Here is a 15,893-nt window from a genome sequence, read left to right as displayed (position 1 = left end):
CAATTCACTTCTTTTAAGCTTCTTTTAAAGCGTCATAGATTTCTCTTGCTTCCTTGTCTGCATTAAATATTTTTATGAAATATAATTTCAGGTCTTCAAGGTCTTTTTGTGTGAATGCTGTCTTGAGTTTTTCTTGCACTGCCACCACATAATCTTCAATTTCGTTTGCCAATTCATTCAATAGCTTTGCTTCATTATTCTTTCCAATTGATTTAGCGTATTTTGCTGCCAGCCTGTACTTCTCAATGTTTTCTTTTGCTCTTGGAACAAAAGTGCCAGCTAACTCCTTTATTATTGCTTTAGGTATTTCTCTCTCCCATTTAGCCATTCCATCCTGCATTTCTTTAACGAAAGCAAACTTTGCTTCATCTGTCGCTCCAACAGCAAACACAGTCTTTATTTTCTCTCGCTGTTGCATTAACCAAGCCTTTAATTCAGCTAATTCTTCTACTTCAATGCCATACTTTCTTAATTCTATTTCCTGTTCTTCAACCATCTTTAAACCAAAATCCAACATTTTATAGTTAAGAGCCAATTCGGCTTCAACTGCCCTCTTCTCCATCTCCTGGCATTCAGGTTTTAACTTGTTTGCCTGCATTGATGCCTCCATTTTCTGCTCCATGTTGCCGAAAATCTGCTCCATCTTGTTTCCTAAAGCCTGCATTTCCTGTCCAGTGCTCTGCATTTGCTGTGCTTTCTGCTGCAGTTCATTCATTTGTGCTTGCAGTGCCTGCTGTTGAACTGGATCTTGTGTTTGCCTCATTTGGTCGCCTAAAGCCTGCATTTGCCTTCCAATCTCTTCTGGATTGCCCATTTGGCTTTCAATGATTTGGGCTTTCTGCATCATGAAATCTTCAACCTGCCCTCCAATCCCTTCCATTGCAGAGTCCATTATACCGCTGTTAACAAACTCCATGAATGTTTTCATGTTTGTTCCAAAATTGTCTTGAGTTGAATTGCACATGGCGTCAATTCTTGTTCTAACCAATGCCTTTAATGCTTCTAAATTGCTGAAATCAAAGGTCATTCCTATTTCTGTTCCTGCCTGAGAGAAGTTTTCTTTTGCTGCATCCACTGCGCCCAAAAAATCGCATTCCATGTGCCATTTCATGTTAGAGCAAATTACTTCAAGGAATTCTTGTGTTGCTCCTGCGTCAACTACTTCTTGAGGCACTCTGTCTGGAATCATTCCTTCAGGTGGCCCGCCTTTTTTCTTTTCAGGTGGCCCTTTTCTTCCGCATTCCTCTCTGTGCGCTGGATCTTTACAATAAGCAATGCATTCGCTCATGCTCTTGCAGCCTCCTGGGCCTTCCCTCATTTCTCCTCCTTGTTCTCCTTGCTGTGGCTCCATTCCTTGTCCAAATGGTTCTCCTTGTTGTCCTCCTGGGCCCATTCCCTGGCATTCTTGCGCGTGAGCTGGATCAGAACAGTAAGCCTGGCATTCTTCAGGGCTATTACATGGAGGCGCTTGCCCTCCCTCTCCTGACGGAGGCCCCATTCCTTGCATTCCTTCGCTTACTCCTTGCGGAGCCATTTTTTCTGCAATTAAATTTCCTATTTGGACATGCATTGTCGCAGGGTCTGTTATTCCCATGCTGTATAAAGATTGAATGTCTGATAAGCTGACTCCAGCATTAATTACCTCTGCAGGCAATTGCTGGTACATCTGCTCTGCAGTCATTTGAGGAGGCTGTTCTCTTTGTGGAGGCATTCCCTCTGGCGGAGGCCCTTGGTCTCCTTGTGGTGGCGCTCCTTCGGGAGGCATTCCTTCAGGTGGAGGCCCTTGTTGTTCTGGAGGAGGAGAAATTGTTTCTGGTGGAGGCGAGGGTGGTGCTCCTTCCTCTCCTTCTAATAATATTGTGTAAGGCGTTTTTACTTTCCAGCCTTCTGAAGGTGAAAGAAGGGTAGACAATAATGTGAGTCCTGAAATCAGGAATAAAGAGAATGCTAGCATCTTCAGAGTGGTGTGTGGAAGACCTTGGGCGTATTGGGTTTTTTTCATGTTGAATTAACATAGAATTAAGTTATTTAAAAGCTTTTCGCTTTAACTTTTCCAAACCTGCTTTAAATTATAATTTCGGGCTTAGGTATTTTTGCTTGCAGAATTCGCAGCAGAAGCTTTGGTAGTATAAATGGGATTCGTTTCTCTCTAATTCTTTGCCGCATTGAAGGCATCTCTTGGCTGGAGCCCCAAAGTCTCCTGCTTTAACCCTGTTTTTCTTGATGTAATGGCTTAAGTCCATTTTTTCTGCCTCTTTCAGCTAAATTAATCTCCATTAGAAAAAATTTAAATATTTAATTAAAAGAAGGCAATAAATTCAAGTAAATAATCCAAAATTTTTCTTGCCCAAAGGTTAGCTTTTCAGATGCCAAAAGGTTAATAAATTCAACGCCTATAATAATACACCGGGTATATCACCCCGAATTCTGCAAAAGAAGACAAAAGGCAAAGGAGGAAAGCGCAATGCTTTCCTTCTTCTAATTTTTAACAACTGCCAGTGCCAGTTGACATCACAGTACTACCTTCGCATTCGCTTGGTAGTACTTATCAGAACCCACGGTTCCGATACCCCCCTTCGATAGGATCCGATACCTCCCTCCAACAGGTTCTGATACCTCCCTTAATTCTGTTTAATTAGTTTTTAGTTCTTTTTCTTGTCTTTTCAATTGCAACTGCTTTCACTCTGCTTTCTTCTTCTGCCTTGCCCAACTCTCTTTTGAGCAGGCTGTCGTACAATTCAATCAGCTTCTTCACGTTCTCGTTTTTTTGGTTGAGCTTGTACAGCCTTGCCCTCCCTACTGCCCTTGTAGGGACAAGTATTTCCATTTTCTTCAGTGATGGTAGAATCCTGTGCAAGGTCGTCCAGCCTATTTCAGATTTTTCGGCTATGTCAGTCAGAGAGTAATCAAATTCTCTTCCAGTAATAAGGAAGTCCAAAACCCGCGCTGTAGGCGAGTTTCCCAAGAAATCCAAGAAGACGCTTTCCCTCATTTCTTTCACCAAAACAATGCTTGAATAGAACAAAATTTAAATCTTCTGTTTTGGTATGATAACGTACCATAACGAAGGGAATGATTTTTATTTGTTTTCGTTTCCTCCTCCTTTATGTTGCATGAATTGTTTTTTTGGCGGTTGGTTTAAGAGAGGAATTAAGTAACGGGGAAGGCTTTGACGAATTATTGTGCGAAAACTTTTCTATTGAAATAGATTTAGATAGAAACAAATTGCATGATTTTTTGCATAAAGCAGGAATAAATGAAGAGTTAAATATTGAAGATGCTTTATGGAAGCTTGGTGTTGCAAGATTGACCGATAATGTTTTGGCAGTTAATAATGCTGGCGTCTTATTTTTTGCTTTAGAACCTGAAAAATTTGTTGAGCAATCCTGCATTACTTGCGTTCGCTATCAAGGAACAGACAAATTCAATATTTTGGATAGAGCTGACTTGTCCGGCGATTTATTGTATTTGGTTAACGAAGCCGAAACATTTGTTAAAAAGAATACAAGGATTGCTTCAAAGTTTATTGGATTTCAAAGAATTGACAAAGAAGAATATCCTTATACTGCCATAAGAGAAGCAATCATTAACGCAGTATGCCACAGAAACTACTACTTTAATTCAACTCTTGTTTTCGTTAACATTTTTGACGACAGAATTGAGGTTGTTTCACCCGGAAGCATTCCATTCGGTTTAACCCTAAAAGAAGTAATGAACAAGAGTTTTCCTCGAAACAAGTTATTGCTTAAATTATTCAATAAAATAAATGAAGTCGAAAGACTTGGCTCAGGATTAAACAAAATGAAAAAATTAATGAAAGAGCATGGACTGAAAGAACCTGTCTTTGAAGCAAGAAGAGCTTCCTTTCAAGTAACCTTTCCTGGCCCGAAAGAAAAAATTTTGGACTTAATTAAGGACTCCAGAATAATTGATTTAAGAGAACTAGGATTGAATGAAAGGCAGATTAAGGCGCTGAATTTCTTGAGTCAGAAAATGAATAGAATTAATTCCAGTCAATTCTGTAAAATGTTTAATGTTACGAAGGCAACCGCTACTTTTGATTTAAATGAATTAATTAAACTCAATTTTATTGCGAGAAACGGAAAAGGCAAAGCCACCAACTATTTCTTAAAACAATAAAAAAACTTTTTTTATTTAATTAAACGATTGAATGAAAAATTAAACGATTGGTTAACGATTCAAATATGCATGCTTTCCTAGTAAATGCCCCGCAATAACCAAAAATGTCCCTCAAGTGGCTCGCAAAAGGCAGGAAAGAAATTAGTTACTATAAACCCTTTTTTGTTTGGATAGTGATTAAGCTTATTAATTATAACCTTTACTTTTTTGTTATGAAAAGAAAGATTACCGGCTTTTATAATCTTATTCCTGTGAGAAAGGGTTTCAAGCTTCAATTAGGAGATGCATTTCAAGCCATTGAATTAATGAAGAAATCAAAAAATCGCTTCCTTGCTATCCCGAGAACCCCAAAAGAATTAATCAAAGACAGTAGAAGATGGTATTTTGTTATAAATAAAGCAGGGGAAAAGATTGGAACAATTTCAATTCGCCCAAGCACAGGAGAAATAGGGGGATTTTCAATTCTTCCTGAGCATAGAACTGCTTTTGACGCCAACAATGCTCTAAAGACTGCTGAAATAATTCTTAGTAACTTAGGCCACAAAAAAGCCAAAACATATGTGAACATAACAGACCCCAGAAAACTTAAGGCACTAAAATACCTTAAATGGCAGGAAACAGGAAAAAAAATCAAAGGCAGAAAATATGGCGTATTATATAATTTAATTGAATTAGAGAAAGAGCTCATTTAATTTCTTTTCAATTCCATTTCAATTCGTCTTTCAGGCCAATCTTCTTCTTTTTGATTGTGCCTTCAGGCAGTTCTATAAGGTAATGAGCCTTTCTTTTTGGGGTGTAGTTCAGGCTCCAGGGCTTTATTCCGTGTTTTAATTCAATTACCTTCTTTTCCTTGTTCAAGTAAACCAAGTCTATTGGGAAGAAGACAAAGAGCATGTGGATGCTTGCCTCAATCCTCTTCTCTGCCCTGAAATCAAAGACAAGGCCGTAATTGAACTTCTCTTTTCTTTCGAGCATCAGGCCTTTGAATTTCCCCCAGAAAGAACCAGCTTTTTTTATTCTTCCAATTATCTCTTTTCTTCTGGTTTTATTGTAAAGCATTCTTTTCAAGCCTTTTTTTTATTCTCTCAAGGACTCAATTGATGGCACGAGAAGTTCCTCTATTTTTGCTCTTGCCTTTTCTGTCGGGTTTGACGCCTGGCCTTCCCTGATTCTTGTTTCCTTTAATTCAATTATTTCTTTTTCTGTTCTTTCAAGCATTCCCTGAATCAGTTCCTGGGCCTTAATGAACCTGATTTCTTCCTTCATTTCCTGCACCATTAAAAATTGGTTTTTAAAGCATTTAAAGGCATAGGTTTAAATTAATGTAAATAGTATGATTATAATTGATTTTAAATATTTTTAGCTGCAAAAATAAATAAAAAAGGACAATAATTGGTGTGCTAATGCAATTGAAGTCTATTGCTTTTATTCCTGACGGAAACAGGCGTTACGCAATCAAGGCCGGAGTTTCATTACTTGAATCCTACAGGATGGGAACAGAAAAAGCATGGCATGTATTAGACTGGCTTAATTCTTACCCTAAAATCAAGGCAGGCACTTTTTACACGCTTTCACTGGAGAATTTGCAGAGAAATAAAGCTGAACTAAAAATTTTGTTCAAGATCTTCGAGAAAGAATTAGACAAGGTGTGGAGCACAAACAAGTTCACTGCAAACCAGTTAAGATTGAAGTTCATTGGAAGGACTCATCTCTTGCCGCAGAAACTCCAGAATAAAATGAGGAGGGCAGAAGAGTTCACTGAAAACTACAGGAAGAAGGTAATCAACATGGCTTTAGGCTACAACGGCCAGGCAGAAATAATTGACGCAGCAAAAAGGCTTGCCTGGGACTTCAAGCACAACGCAATCAGCCTGGCTTCGCTCACAGAAAAAAAATTCAAGAACTATCTTTATTCGGCTTTCCCTGACCCTGACCTCATAATAAGAACATCAGGCACGAAAAGATTGAGCGGTTTCCTGACATACCAGTCCTCTTACTCTGAACTCTACTTCATTGAAAAATACTGGCCTGAATTCTCGGAAGAAGACTTGGCGACAGCAATAAACGAATTCAACGACAGGCAGAGAAGGTTCGGCAAATAAAAAACCTAAATTTTCGGAGAATTAATTAATTATTAAATTTTTTTAATCGCTTTTTTAACTTTGCTCTGTAATATAAGTGGAAGCGGATTTTTTCTTCCAATCCTTTTTTTTATATCAAAACCATAATACTCTTGTTTTTTTAAATTGTAACCTCTTCTCCTTAACAATCTCTCAAGCTGTGGGCCAGGCCATCCTTGAATTATTTTAACCCGTTCTTTTTTTAGTTCTCTTTCTGTTGTATAGAGCATGAGATCAATAGCTTTTGCAGCTGATATATGCCCAGGCTTGTGCCACACTCCTTTTTCTACATTTCCTATGTGGAGTTTTCCAAAATACGCCTTATTATTTTCAATATGAATATCAATAAAAGCATGGGTTTTTCCTTTTTGAATTCTAATAATAATTCCGGGCGTATATCCTTCTGGTATTTTGTCTACTTTAATCTCATACCCTGCCTTGCGTATAAGTTCATCAATTTTTGATTTATCCATAAACAGCCTTTTTACACTTGTTAAATTATATTGATAGCAAATTATTAATAAATCTCTTTAGTTGTTGCATGACAGCGGATATGCCCCCACTTTAAGACGCGGGTTTTAAAGTTGTGGGAACTCCATTTTTTGAGTAACGGAATGGAGGTTCCCACTATAAAATATAGCAATGATATTGTTGAAAAAGCAGTCGCCAGACTTGTTTCTGGCCAGGTTAGCCAGAGAGAGTTAGATAGAGTCTTGCGGATTCCGCGAAAGACTCTTTCGCGTTGGTTGAACCGCACATTGTCTGGTCAACCAATCAGGTTTAAGAGAAAGGCCAAAAGAATCTGGAACAAAACAGTGCAACCTGTCTTGAACAGGTTAAGAGCCTTGCTGGTGCAAGGAAAGTCCAGCACGCTTGCATGGATAGCTTTGGGAAAGGTTTGCTTGAGGACAGTATAACGCTATAAGAAGCGTTGGTTTCCTCCAAAACCCAAACCAAAGACAAAATGCAAGCGTTACGAGCGCAGGCACGCTTTATCATTAATGCATACGGATTGGGGCAGAAAACGCATTTTGGATGGAGTACACTGTTGCTTCTCATTCTATGAAGATGATGCATCCAGAAAACTGTTTGCACTGCAAGCATATTCTCATGCAACGCTTGCAAACACAATAGACAACCTACAACAAGCAATCCGAGAAACGGGGGGATTCAAAGCCTTGTTATCTGACAATGGTAGACAATACCACAAAAACTTTGATGCCAGTCTATTAGGCATCAAACACATTCACACACGCATTCACAATCCCAAATGCAACGGAAAAGCAGAAGCAGTCATCAAAAAAATAAAACGATTCTTGAATGAGTTCGAGGTTCAAAACCTCAAACACGCTAACCGCTTACTCTCGCGCTTCCAGCGCGAGTACAACAACACTCCGCACTCAAGCCTTAAATATTTTACGCCTAATCAAGTATTCAGTGACAAACAAAAAAATGGAGCCATATGCGTTGTCACTTAACATTTAGTCACTAATTTATTCAGTGTTTCTTAAACAACAATTTTTAATTTTATTTCCACTAATTTGTTTTAATCCAGCCCCGTAGTCTAGCGGTCAAGGATGTCTCCCTCTGGAGGAGATGACAGGAGTTCGAATCTCCTCGGGGCTATCAGACACGAGGTTTTTGAATCCGCAGATTCAAATTTCCTCGGGGCTATCAGACACGAGGTTTTTGAATCCGCAGATTCAAATTTCCTCGGGGCTAACTTTTTCTTTTTACAAAAAAGAAAATATTTCAAAGCAGGGCTTTGAAAATTTTCAAGCAAAGCTTGAAAAATTTAACTAAAAGAAAAAAAGGAATTTGCTCTGCAAATTCAATTGTAAGTAACTAAAAAATTTCCTTTTTCACCTGAGCTTTAATGCTAATGGTGCCAGGCTCCACAGCCTTGGGGTTGTAAGGATTTTGCCCATGAATTTTGAGGGCCTGTCCATGTCGCCGTGCTCTGCAAGGAATTCTTCAATTCTTGCTTTCTTTAGTTTGATGAACAGTTCGTTCAATTGCTTGTCGTTCAGTGAATTCAAGTATTTTCTTATCCTCCAGTGCAATTCTAATTCCTTGTTTAAATGGCTTAAGTGTTTGCTGTATTCAGTTAAAGGCTTTTTTTTCTTGTAGTAATTGCTTATTGTCTTTACTGCTGCTTCTGCTGCCATCATTCCTGTAATAATGCCCCCGCCTGTATTATGAAGGAGTATTGCTCCAAGCCCTCCAACAAACATGTTTGTTTCTGGGATGTGAACATCAAAAACTTCGTTATTGGTTGGTTTAACTTTTCTTATTTCTTTTATTTTAAATACTGCAATATTTGATTGAATTAAATTTTGTATTAATTGAATTCTTTCGTTTTTTGTTATCATTTTTTGCATTGCAAAGGAAACTCTTTTAGAATCAAGTTTATTGTAAGCTGTATATATTGATGGCCCAAATTCTTCTATTAGTTCTGTAGCATATTTTTGGTTTGAAGTGAAGGCAAAATATTCTTTTGGTATGCCCGAAGTTGATTTTGATTTAATTTCATTAAGAAAACCAATTAACTCACTTGTTTTTTTTGGGAAAACTTCTGAAAGTCTCAGTAAGTCCTCTTTTTTTGAGAAAGCCACTTTGTAACCATTGCTTTCAACAATTTTTTTGCCATAGATTTTTCTTTCTTTAGCAGAAAACTCTTCTATACTTGGAAGCATTCCCATCTGAAGAGAAAGGGTTATTAAGTCACTTGCAAGTTTTCTGCTTACCGTCTTGCAAGAAATTTCTGCATTCCAGTTCTTTCTTTTACTTGATTCTCTTATTCTTATTGTTCCATCGCCGTTGAGATAACCCTTTAAGAATTCAATTTTAAGGTGTTCTAGCACATTAAAAATAATGAAAGGTACTTCTTTTGTTTTGGCGCTTCTTCCGCCTTTCAAAATATTAGAGAAAAGTTCTGAAAGTAATGAACCACCAAAGGTTATTGTTACAGCTGAAATCTTTTTGGTTAAAGGGTTTTTTTTGTACTGATATTTTGTTGGTTTAAATTCAAAAACATATTGAATACATTTAATTGTGTCTTCTACTATTCCGTTCTCAATATCTTGTTTGCCGAAAGTCAAACTAATATTTTTTCCTTTTTTACAACTGCCTTCTGCAACATAATACCCTAACAGCCTACATAATTCCGGCGTGATTTGAAGCCCGTTTTTTATTTTTAAACCTGATTTTAAGTAACTTATTCTTGCATCTTTTGGTATTATACCTTTTTCAACAAAAACTTTTAATGGAATTGAATCTTCATACCAGTAAGCTGTCAACAAATTTTTGGGTACTTCACTTTGTTTTGAAAAAATGTATTTTCTTCCCCCTTTAACTCTAATTAAGGGGATTAATTCTGGTTTTTCTCTTAAAATAAATTCAATGATGTTTATTTCTTTTAGTATTTCATTGTTTGGCAGGCGTGTGCACATTAATAAATGGTCTTTGTTTGCTTTTAGTTCTGAAACCTTCTTTTCTTCAAGTTGTTTTTGCCCCAAAGTAATTATGCTGTGTGATTCAGTTGCTTTTATTCTATAGCCTTTTTCGAGAATAATTTCATACAAGTCTTCTTTTATTGAATGTTTTAGAATGTTTGCTATTTTTCTAAATTTGGGTTCTGAGCCATTTTTCATTGGAGAAAAAGAATTAATTTCTTTTTTTAGTTCCAATAGCTTTATTTCAGGGCTTCCAGTGATAGTTTTTATATTGTTCTCGTTTTTTTTCATTTCATTATTTATTAATTCTCCTATCCTAACAGTCTTAATCAGACCGTTTTCTAATATTATTATTGGCTCTTCATAGTCAATGCTTGTTGCTTTTGTTTGAAAGGCAGCGTCTCCCAGTAAAAGAATTTTTTCTGTTGAAATTTCTCTCAGGGGCTTTCCTATTGGAATCAGTGAAGAGCTTTCGCTTAATACTTCTACTTTCATTCCATTCATGTATTTCTGAAGGGCAGTTTTTGGGTTCATGCCTGGCTTTACTCCAACCCCAATCCTTGCTGTTGTACTGCTCTCTGGAATTGTCCACGCAAAGAATCCTTTGTACTGTTCTCCAAAACTTAATTCCACGAAGTCTTTGTTGAATGAGCCTTTTGCTCTCACTTGCGTTGTGAGGACAAAGTGCTCTGGGTTCGCGCCTAAATTCATTAATTTTCTTATTTTTGAGTTCACGCCGTCTGCTCCTATGAGAAGCTCTGTTTTCATCATTTCGCCTCTCTGCCTGAACTGCAGGAATAAGGTGTCTTTCCTTAGGTCTATGAGCCTTGTCTCTGTCCTTACCTCAATTCCTTTTTTGAGGGCTTCGGCATAAAACTTTTTGTCTAACTTCTTTCTTTCTATAACATATGCCACTGGTCTGCTTCTCTCTATTTTTAATTCAATTCCATTAGGCGCTTTGATTATTGCGCCTTTGACTTTGTTGACTGTAATGTCTTCTACGTCTAATTTTGTTTCTTTTACTCCTGAAACGCTTATGAGGCCTGAACAGTTTTCTGGAACCCCAATTTCAGTGTGTTCTTCTATTACTTTTGGGTCCCAGCCTTCCTTCTTTAACTCTATTGCTGTCTTTAACCCAACAGGTCCTGCGCCTATAATTGTTATTGCATTCAAAGCCATTCCTGCACCTTAATTTTTTCCTGTTAATAATTTAAGCGTTTCTTTTAATATTCTTTTTGCTTCAAAAAAATATTGTATGCTTTATGATTTAATTATTCCACTGATTTCTCTGGCTTTGGTTCTTACAATTCCTGGCTATTTCCTTTCCTTGGCTTTTTTTCCAAAGAAAAATGAAATAGACGAAATTGAAAGGTTCACTTTCTCTATGGTTTTCTCGATTGCCTTTCTTCCCTTGCTTATATTAATTGAAAACCTTCTGCTTTCAATTCCAATTGACTTCACTTCAGTTTTTGGCACACTGCTTTTCCTGATTATAATTGGCTTGATTGTTTATTGGGTCAGAATAAGGAAAATGAAAAAGGATGAAGTGGTAGACATAATTTTTTTCAGGCCTTTCATTAAAAAATAATTTCTATAAAATTAGGGGCTTTAATTAAAATTATTTTCTTGCGAATTTTCCTGTGTGCTCTGCCTCTATTTCTCTCTTGATTATTTCTAATGTCTTGCTTCCTGGCGGGCTTGGCTTTGAGCTTATTCCATGAAATCCTGTTTCTATTCTTGCATTGACTCCGACCAAGTCGTCCCTTCCAAGGCGCCCTACCCTGTTCTTTGCTTTTACTGCAACGAATGCTATTACTACAAGCACTACAATTATTCCAATTACTGGGATTATGTTTTTCATTAATCCTGAAGCAAGGCCTGTGAAGGGATTTGTTGTTTCTTCTCCTTTCCCTGCAGTGCCTTCAAGCTGGTTTTCTGTTCCCACTGCTGTGCCTACTGTTTCTTTGCTTTTATTTTTGTCTTCTGTTCCTGTTGTCTTGTTTTTGTCTTCAACCTTATTTTGGTCTGCTGGCTTTGCTGGATTTACTGCTGCTGGCAAAGTAATTTTTATTGTAATTGTTTTTGTTGCAATGTTTCCTGCCTCGTCTCTTGCTACGGCCTTTAATTCGTGTGTTCCTGAATTCATGTCTGAGGAAAGCTCCCATTTATAGGAGTTTGTTCCGTTTGTTGGCTCAGTAATATTTGTGATTCTAGTGTAAGTGTTCTGGTCTGTCTTCCTGTATGATAAAATTATTATTGCTAGCCCGCTGTCATAGTCTGATGCATTGACTTTTAATGTAATATTATAATCTTTCAATTCATAGTTTGCGTCTGCTGGGAAGGTCCAGCTTAAATTAGGGGCAGTTGTATCGCTTGAGCCCCCGCCTGAACTGCCTGAAGTTGAGGATGAAGTTGGCGTTGCAGAGACAGGGTCGCTTTCTGTTTCATTTCCTGCGTTGTCTACAACCTTTAATTTGAAGTTGTACAATGTGCCGTTTGTTAAGCCAGCAAAATTGTATGTTGTGCTTCTGGCATTGCTTATCCATGCCTCATCATTCTTTTTCACGAAATATTCTTTTAACCCTGAAAGGGAGTCCGTTATAGCGCTCCAGGTTAATTCTATTCTTGAGCTGTAGCCTGTTGCTGTAAGTGAAGGCTTTGGAACTGTCTTGTCTATTTTCACGTGCTTTGATTGCATTGATTCATTGTTGTCTGAATTGTCTGTTGAATAGAATTCAAGCAGGTTGTCTGCTTCATTGCTTATGGTGAAGGCCGAGCTTGGGCCGCTTACATAATTCCATGAACCTGAATTAATTCTGTAGCTGATTAATTTGCATCCTGCTCCTCCTGTGTCGCTGCATGTTAATGTGATGCTTGCATTTGAATTATGCCATGCGTCATCAGGCCCTGAATAGGCTGTTGTTGGGGCCGTTCCATCAGGAGCATTTGTTGTTGCGTTTGCATTGCTTGCTGTTGATTCATTGCCTGTCTTGTCTTTTGCTTTTATTTTGTAGTAGTATGTTGTGCTTGCCTGAAGGTATATGTGGGGATAAGAGTTTGAGGTTGTAAAAATCAAAAGTGTTTGAGCATTAGTGTCAAAGTTTTGTGTTGTACTGAAATAAATATTGTATCCGTTTAGGTCGTATTCAGTGTTTGCAGTCCAATTAAGGCTTATTTGAAGGTGTCCCCCTGTTGCAGTAAAATTTGTGGGAGCACTTGGAGGAGTTGAGTCAGTGTAAGTGAAAGTGGATGTTGCAGTGCCCAAATTTCCTGCGTTGTCTTGGGCATTAACGTCAATTGTGTAATTTCCGTTTTTGTCTATTTTTGTTTCGGTGTAAGAGCAGTGGTAGTTAAGCCCTCCGTCTAAGGTGCAGTTTGAGGAATTGAAGGATGATTCTGCTCCGTTGAGCAGCACTGTTACTGTGCTTAAGTTTATTTCGCTTCCTGTTTCGTTCAAGTCAAAGGACACAGTGTTTGAGGTTGTAGCTCCATTTGGCTGCAAAATATTCACTGTTGGAGCGCTTGTGTCCAGTGTTATTGAATTGTTTGCTTCTGCTGTGTTTAAGTTCACATCAGTGCATTTATAATAAACAGTTTTTGCGCCGTCTCCTGCGCTTAATGTCCAGCTTTTTGTTGCAGTGAAGGGCGTTGGGCTTCCGCTGTAATTTGAATTTGAGTCGTTTGCGTAATCGCAGTTTACGCTTTGATCGTCTGATGTTAGGGTTAAAGTTACTGTGTTGTTGTTTGTGTATTGTGCGCCTGAATTAATTGATATTGTTACGCTTAAGGCGCTTGCAGTGCCTATTAATTGGGTTAGTGTTAGAATGCATAGTGCAAGGAAGACTTTGTTCAATTTTTTTCACGCTTGAGAATTAAATGTTATATTTTAGGTGAAGAAAGCTTTTTATTTGTTGCCAATTCTTGGGCTATTTGTGTTTTCTTTGCCTGTGTTTTTTTGCGCTCCAGAAGAAGGCGGTTGCTGCTGCAATTATGATTATTATTATTATCATGTCCACTGCTTCAGTGAATTTGGTTAACTGCACCCAATTCTCTTTAAGTTTGATGCCTGCAAACACTAGGATTGAATTCCATCCGAGGGCGCCAAGGAATGTGTAGAAGCTGAATTTCAGTAAATTCATTTTTGCTGCTCCTGCTGGAATTGATATGAGGTGCCTTATTACTGGAATGAATCTGCTGAAGAATATTGTTTTTGTGCCGTGCCTGGAAAAGAATTTTTCTGTGAGCTCAAGATGGTGCAAATTCAGCAGTACATATTTCCCGTATTTTTTGATGAAGGGCTTTCCTAATTCTCTTCCAATCCAGTAAGATATAAGTGAGCCAATAATTGACCCTGCAGAGGCAATTAGTATTACTGTGAGTAAGTCCATTCTTCCTGCGCTCACAAGGAATCCGGCAAAGGGCATGACCAATTCTGATGGCACTGGTGCTGCAGTGCTCTCTAAAAGCATTAAAAGGAATACCCCCCAGTATCCTGCCATTGCAATTATTTCTGTGAATGTGCCTATTCCTATTCCTGCGAATGCTGTTATTGTGCTCATTGGATTTATTTTCTGGTTATGAAAAGCTTTTTATTATATTCGTGAGCAATAGGTATAACGGAGGTTTTGTTTAATGGCTTTTGATTTTGTTTCATTGATTTCAATTGTAATACTGGTCATAATAGTAATTGTAGTTCTAGTGCTAATAGCAATCTTCAACGGCCTTATAGTGAAAAGGAACAGGGTGAACAATTCCTGGAGCCAGATTGACGTCCAATTGAAGAAAAGGTTTGATTTAGTGCCTAATCTTGTAGAAACAGTGAAGGGCTATGCAAAGCATGAAAGGGAAGTATTTGAGAAGGTGACCCAGGCAAGGTCTCAGGTTGCTAACGCCCAGGGAATGAAGGACAAGGCTGCGGCAGAGAACTTTCTTACTGGGGCATTGAAGACTTTGTTTGCTGTGGCTGAAGCCTATCCTCAATTGAAGGCAAACGAGAACTTCAAGCTTCTTCAAGAGCAGTTGGATGGCATTGAGTCAAAGATTGCTTACGCAAGGCAGTTCTACAATGATTCAGTTTTGGATTACAATAATTCTATTCAGACTTTTCCTTCAAACATTGTTGCAGGAATGTTCCAGTTCACTCAAAAGGAATTCTTTGAGGTCGAAGCAGGTTCAAGGGAGCCAGTCAAGGTTTCATTTTAATTCCTCTCCCTTTTTCTTTTTTTTGTTTTTTAATTATTAATTGAATTACGGTTTAATGCAGTTCAAGTGTTTTTTTATGGCAGAAAATGTTTACGGCAGGATTTCCTCAAACAAGAGGAATTCAGTAATCCTTTTCGTTCTCTTTGTTGTATTAATTGCTTTTCTTGGCGTTGTCCTCGGGGCAGTGTGGGGAGACATATTTTTAGGAGCAGGAATTGCAATTGTTGTTTCAATAATTTTTGTTTTGATTTCCTACTATAATTCTGATTCAATTGTTCTGGCAATAAGCAAGGCAAGGCCTGCTGACCCAAAAGAGTTTCCTTTCCTTTACAACAGCGTTGAAGGCCTTGCAATTGCAGCAGGAATTCCAATGCCTAAAATTTATGTTATTGATGATACAGCAATCAATGCCTTTGCTTCTGGAAGGGATCCAGAACATTCAGTTATTGTAGTTACCACGGGCGCAGTGCAGAGGCTCAAGAGACTGGAATTAGAGGGAGTTATAGCCCATGAGATGAGCCACATAAAGAATTATGATGTCAGGTTCATGACAATAGTTGTTGTTCTTGTGGGAATTGCTGCCCTTGTCTCTGACTTGATTTTAAGGTCAATGTTCTGGGGTTCAAGAGGCTCAAGGAGGGAGGCAGAAAAAGGCTGGTTTGTTCTAGTAATAATTGGAATTGTGCTTGCAATTTTAACTCCAATTATTGCCCAGTTAGTCAAGTTCGCTATCTCCAGGAAGAGGGAGTTCCTTGCGGACGCTGACGGCGCTTTGCTGACGCGTTACCCTCAAGGCCTTGCTGACGCATTAAAGAAGATTAATGCAGACAAGGAACCGTTAGAGGCAGCGAACAAGGCAACAGAGCACTTGTACATCTCCAATCCGTTAAAGGCCCACGGCGGCTGGCTTGACAACCTGTTCAGCACTCACCCGCCAATACAGGAAAGAATCAAGGCATTGGAAGCAATGTAAAAA

Annotated in this window: 15 protein-coding genes, 1 tRNA gene and 1 pseudogene; 8 read left to right on the top strand and 9 right to left on the bottom strand. The window is 38.2% G+C overall.

The genetic code is table 11. From position 1 onward, the window contains the following. Positions 1-13 precede the first annotated feature (13 nt). From AB1467_05820 to AB1467_05810, 3 genes are all read right to left on the bottom strand, one after another. Positions 14-2,002 carry a hypothetical protein gene (locus AB1467_05820; GenBank protein MEW6295775.1) on the bottom strand — a complete coding sequence of 663 codons (1,989 nt, stop codon included), beginning with the start codon at positions 2,000-2,002 and terminating at the stop codon, positions 14-16. A 67-nt stretch (positions 2,003-2,069) separates the two neighbouring features. Further along, the gene (locus AB1467_05815; protein ID MEW6295774.1) at positions 2,070-2,243 is read right to left on the bottom strand and encodes a hypothetical protein; all 174 of its coding nucleotides are present in this window, start codon (positions 2,241-2,243) and stop codon (positions 2,070-2,072) included. Between the two features lie 392 nt (positions 2,244-2,635). Next, positions 2,636-3,001 (bottom strand): hypothetical protein, encoded by a 366-nt coding sequence (locus tag AB1467_05810; protein ID MEW6295773.1) that lies wholly within the window; start codon positions 2,999-3,001, stop codon positions 2,636-2,638. A 125-nt stretch (positions 3,002-3,126) separates the two neighbouring features. Between AB1467_05810 and AB1467_05805 the strand changes: the two genes are divergently transcribed. Together AB1467_05805 and AB1467_05800 are read left to right on the top strand one after the other, a co-directional pair. Beyond that, complete coding sequence (locus AB1467_05805) at positions 3,127-4,140, top strand: ATP-binding protein (GenBank protein MEW6295772.1); 1,014 nt, start codon at positions 3,127-3,129, stop codon at positions 4,138-4,140. 212 nt (positions 4,141-4,352) lie between these two features. Then, the gene (locus AB1467_05800; GenBank protein ID MEW6295771.1) at positions 4,353-4,832 is read left to right on the top strand and encodes a hypothetical protein; all 480 of its coding nucleotides are present in this window, start codon (positions 4,353-4,355) and stop codon (positions 4,830-4,832) included. Positions 4,833-4,839: 7 nt separating this feature from the next. Here the strand turns inward: AB1467_05800 and AB1467_05795 are convergent, their stop codons facing one another. Together AB1467_05795 and AB1467_05790 are read right to left on the bottom strand one after the other, a co-directional pair. After that, positions 4,840-5,199 carry a DUF192 domain-containing protein gene (locus AB1467_05795; GenBank protein ID MEW6295770.1) on the bottom strand — a complete coding sequence of 120 codons (360 nt, stop codon included), beginning with the start codon at positions 5,197-5,199 and terminating at the stop codon, positions 4,840-4,842. Positions 5,200-5,217: 18 nt separating this feature from the next. Next, positions 5,218-5,406 (bottom strand): hypothetical protein, encoded by a 189-nt coding sequence (locus AB1467_05790; GenBank protein MEW6295769.1) that lies wholly within the window; start codon positions 5,404-5,406, stop codon positions 5,218-5,220. Between the two features lie 137 nt (positions 5,407-5,543). Between AB1467_05790 and uppS the strand changes: the two genes are divergently transcribed. Continuing rightward, entirely contained in the window at positions 5,544-6,242 is a 699-nt protein-coding gene (gene uppS / locus AB1467_05785; GenBank protein MEW6295768.1) for a polyprenyl diphosphate synthase, read from the top strand. A gap of 32 nt (positions 6,243-6,274) precedes the next feature. Here the strand turns inward: uppS and AB1467_05780 are convergent, their stop codons facing one another. Beyond that, complete coding sequence (locus AB1467_05780; GenBank protein MEW6295767.1) at positions 6,275-6,733, bottom strand: hypothetical protein; 459 nt, start codon at positions 6,731-6,733, stop codon at positions 6,275-6,277. A gap of 525 nt (positions 6,734-7,258) precedes the next feature. Here AB1467_05780 and AB1467_05775 point away from each other — a divergent pair. Together AB1467_05775 and AB1467_05770 are read left to right on the top strand one after the other, a co-directional pair. After that, positions 7,259-7,738, top strand: a pseudogene (locus AB1467_05775) (integrase core domain-containing protein). A 75-nt stretch (positions 7,739-7,813) separates the two neighbouring features. Continuing rightward, positions 7,814-7,886, top strand: a tRNA-Gln gene (locus AB1467_05770). Between the two features lie 236 nt (positions 7,887-8,122). On the opposite strand, the gene AB1467_05765 is transcribed toward AB1467_05770, so the two are convergent. Continuing rightward, complete coding sequence (locus tag AB1467_05765; protein MEW6295766.1) at positions 8,123-10,894, bottom strand: geranylgeranyl reductase family protein; 2,772 nt, start codon at positions 10,892-10,894, stop codon at positions 8,123-8,125. 76 nt (positions 10,895-10,970) lie between these two features. Between AB1467_05765 and AB1467_05760 the strand changes: the two genes are divergently transcribed. Further along, the gene (locus AB1467_05760) at positions 10,971-11,303 is read left to right on the top strand and encodes a DUF1616 domain-containing protein (protein ID MEW6295765.1); all 333 of its coding nucleotides are present in this window, start codon (positions 10,971-10,973) and stop codon (positions 11,301-11,303) included. Between the two features lie 30 nt (positions 11,304-11,333). Here the strand turns inward: AB1467_05760 and AB1467_05755 are convergent, their stop codons facing one another. Together AB1467_05755 and AB1467_05750 are read right to left on the bottom strand one after the other, a co-directional pair. Then, entirely contained in the window at positions 11,334-13,568 is a 2,235-nt protein-coding gene (locus AB1467_05755) for a hypothetical protein (GenBank protein MEW6295764.1), read from the bottom strand. A gap of 73 nt (positions 13,569-13,641) precedes the next feature. Then, entirely contained in the window at positions 13,642-14,274 is a 633-nt protein-coding gene (locus AB1467_05750; GenBank protein ID MEW6295763.1) for a DedA family protein, read from the bottom strand. A 73-nt stretch (positions 14,275-14,347) separates the two neighbouring features. Between AB1467_05750 and AB1467_05745 the strand changes: the two genes are divergently transcribed. After that, positions 14,348-14,917, top strand: coding sequence for a LemA family protein (locus AB1467_05745; protein ID MEW6295762.1), 570 nt, complete (start codon positions 14,348-14,350; stop codon positions 14,915-14,917). A gap of 76 nt (positions 14,918-14,993) precedes the next feature. Beyond that, complete coding sequence (locus tag AB1467_05740) at positions 14,994-15,890, top strand: M48 family metallopeptidase (GenBank protein ID MEW6295761.1); 897 nt, start codon at positions 14,994-14,996, stop codon at positions 15,888-15,890. Positions 15,891-15,893: the final 3 nt, after the last annotated feature.

The sequence above is a fragment of the Candidatus Diapherotrites archaeon genome, assembly GCA_040755695.1.
Taxonomy (GTDB): domain Archaea; phylum Iainarchaeota; class Iainarchaeia; order Iainarchaeales; family 1-14-0-10-31-34; genus JBFMAK01.
Note: the sequence above shows the minus strand (reverse complement) of the source record. Positions and strands in the feature narration are given on the sequence as shown.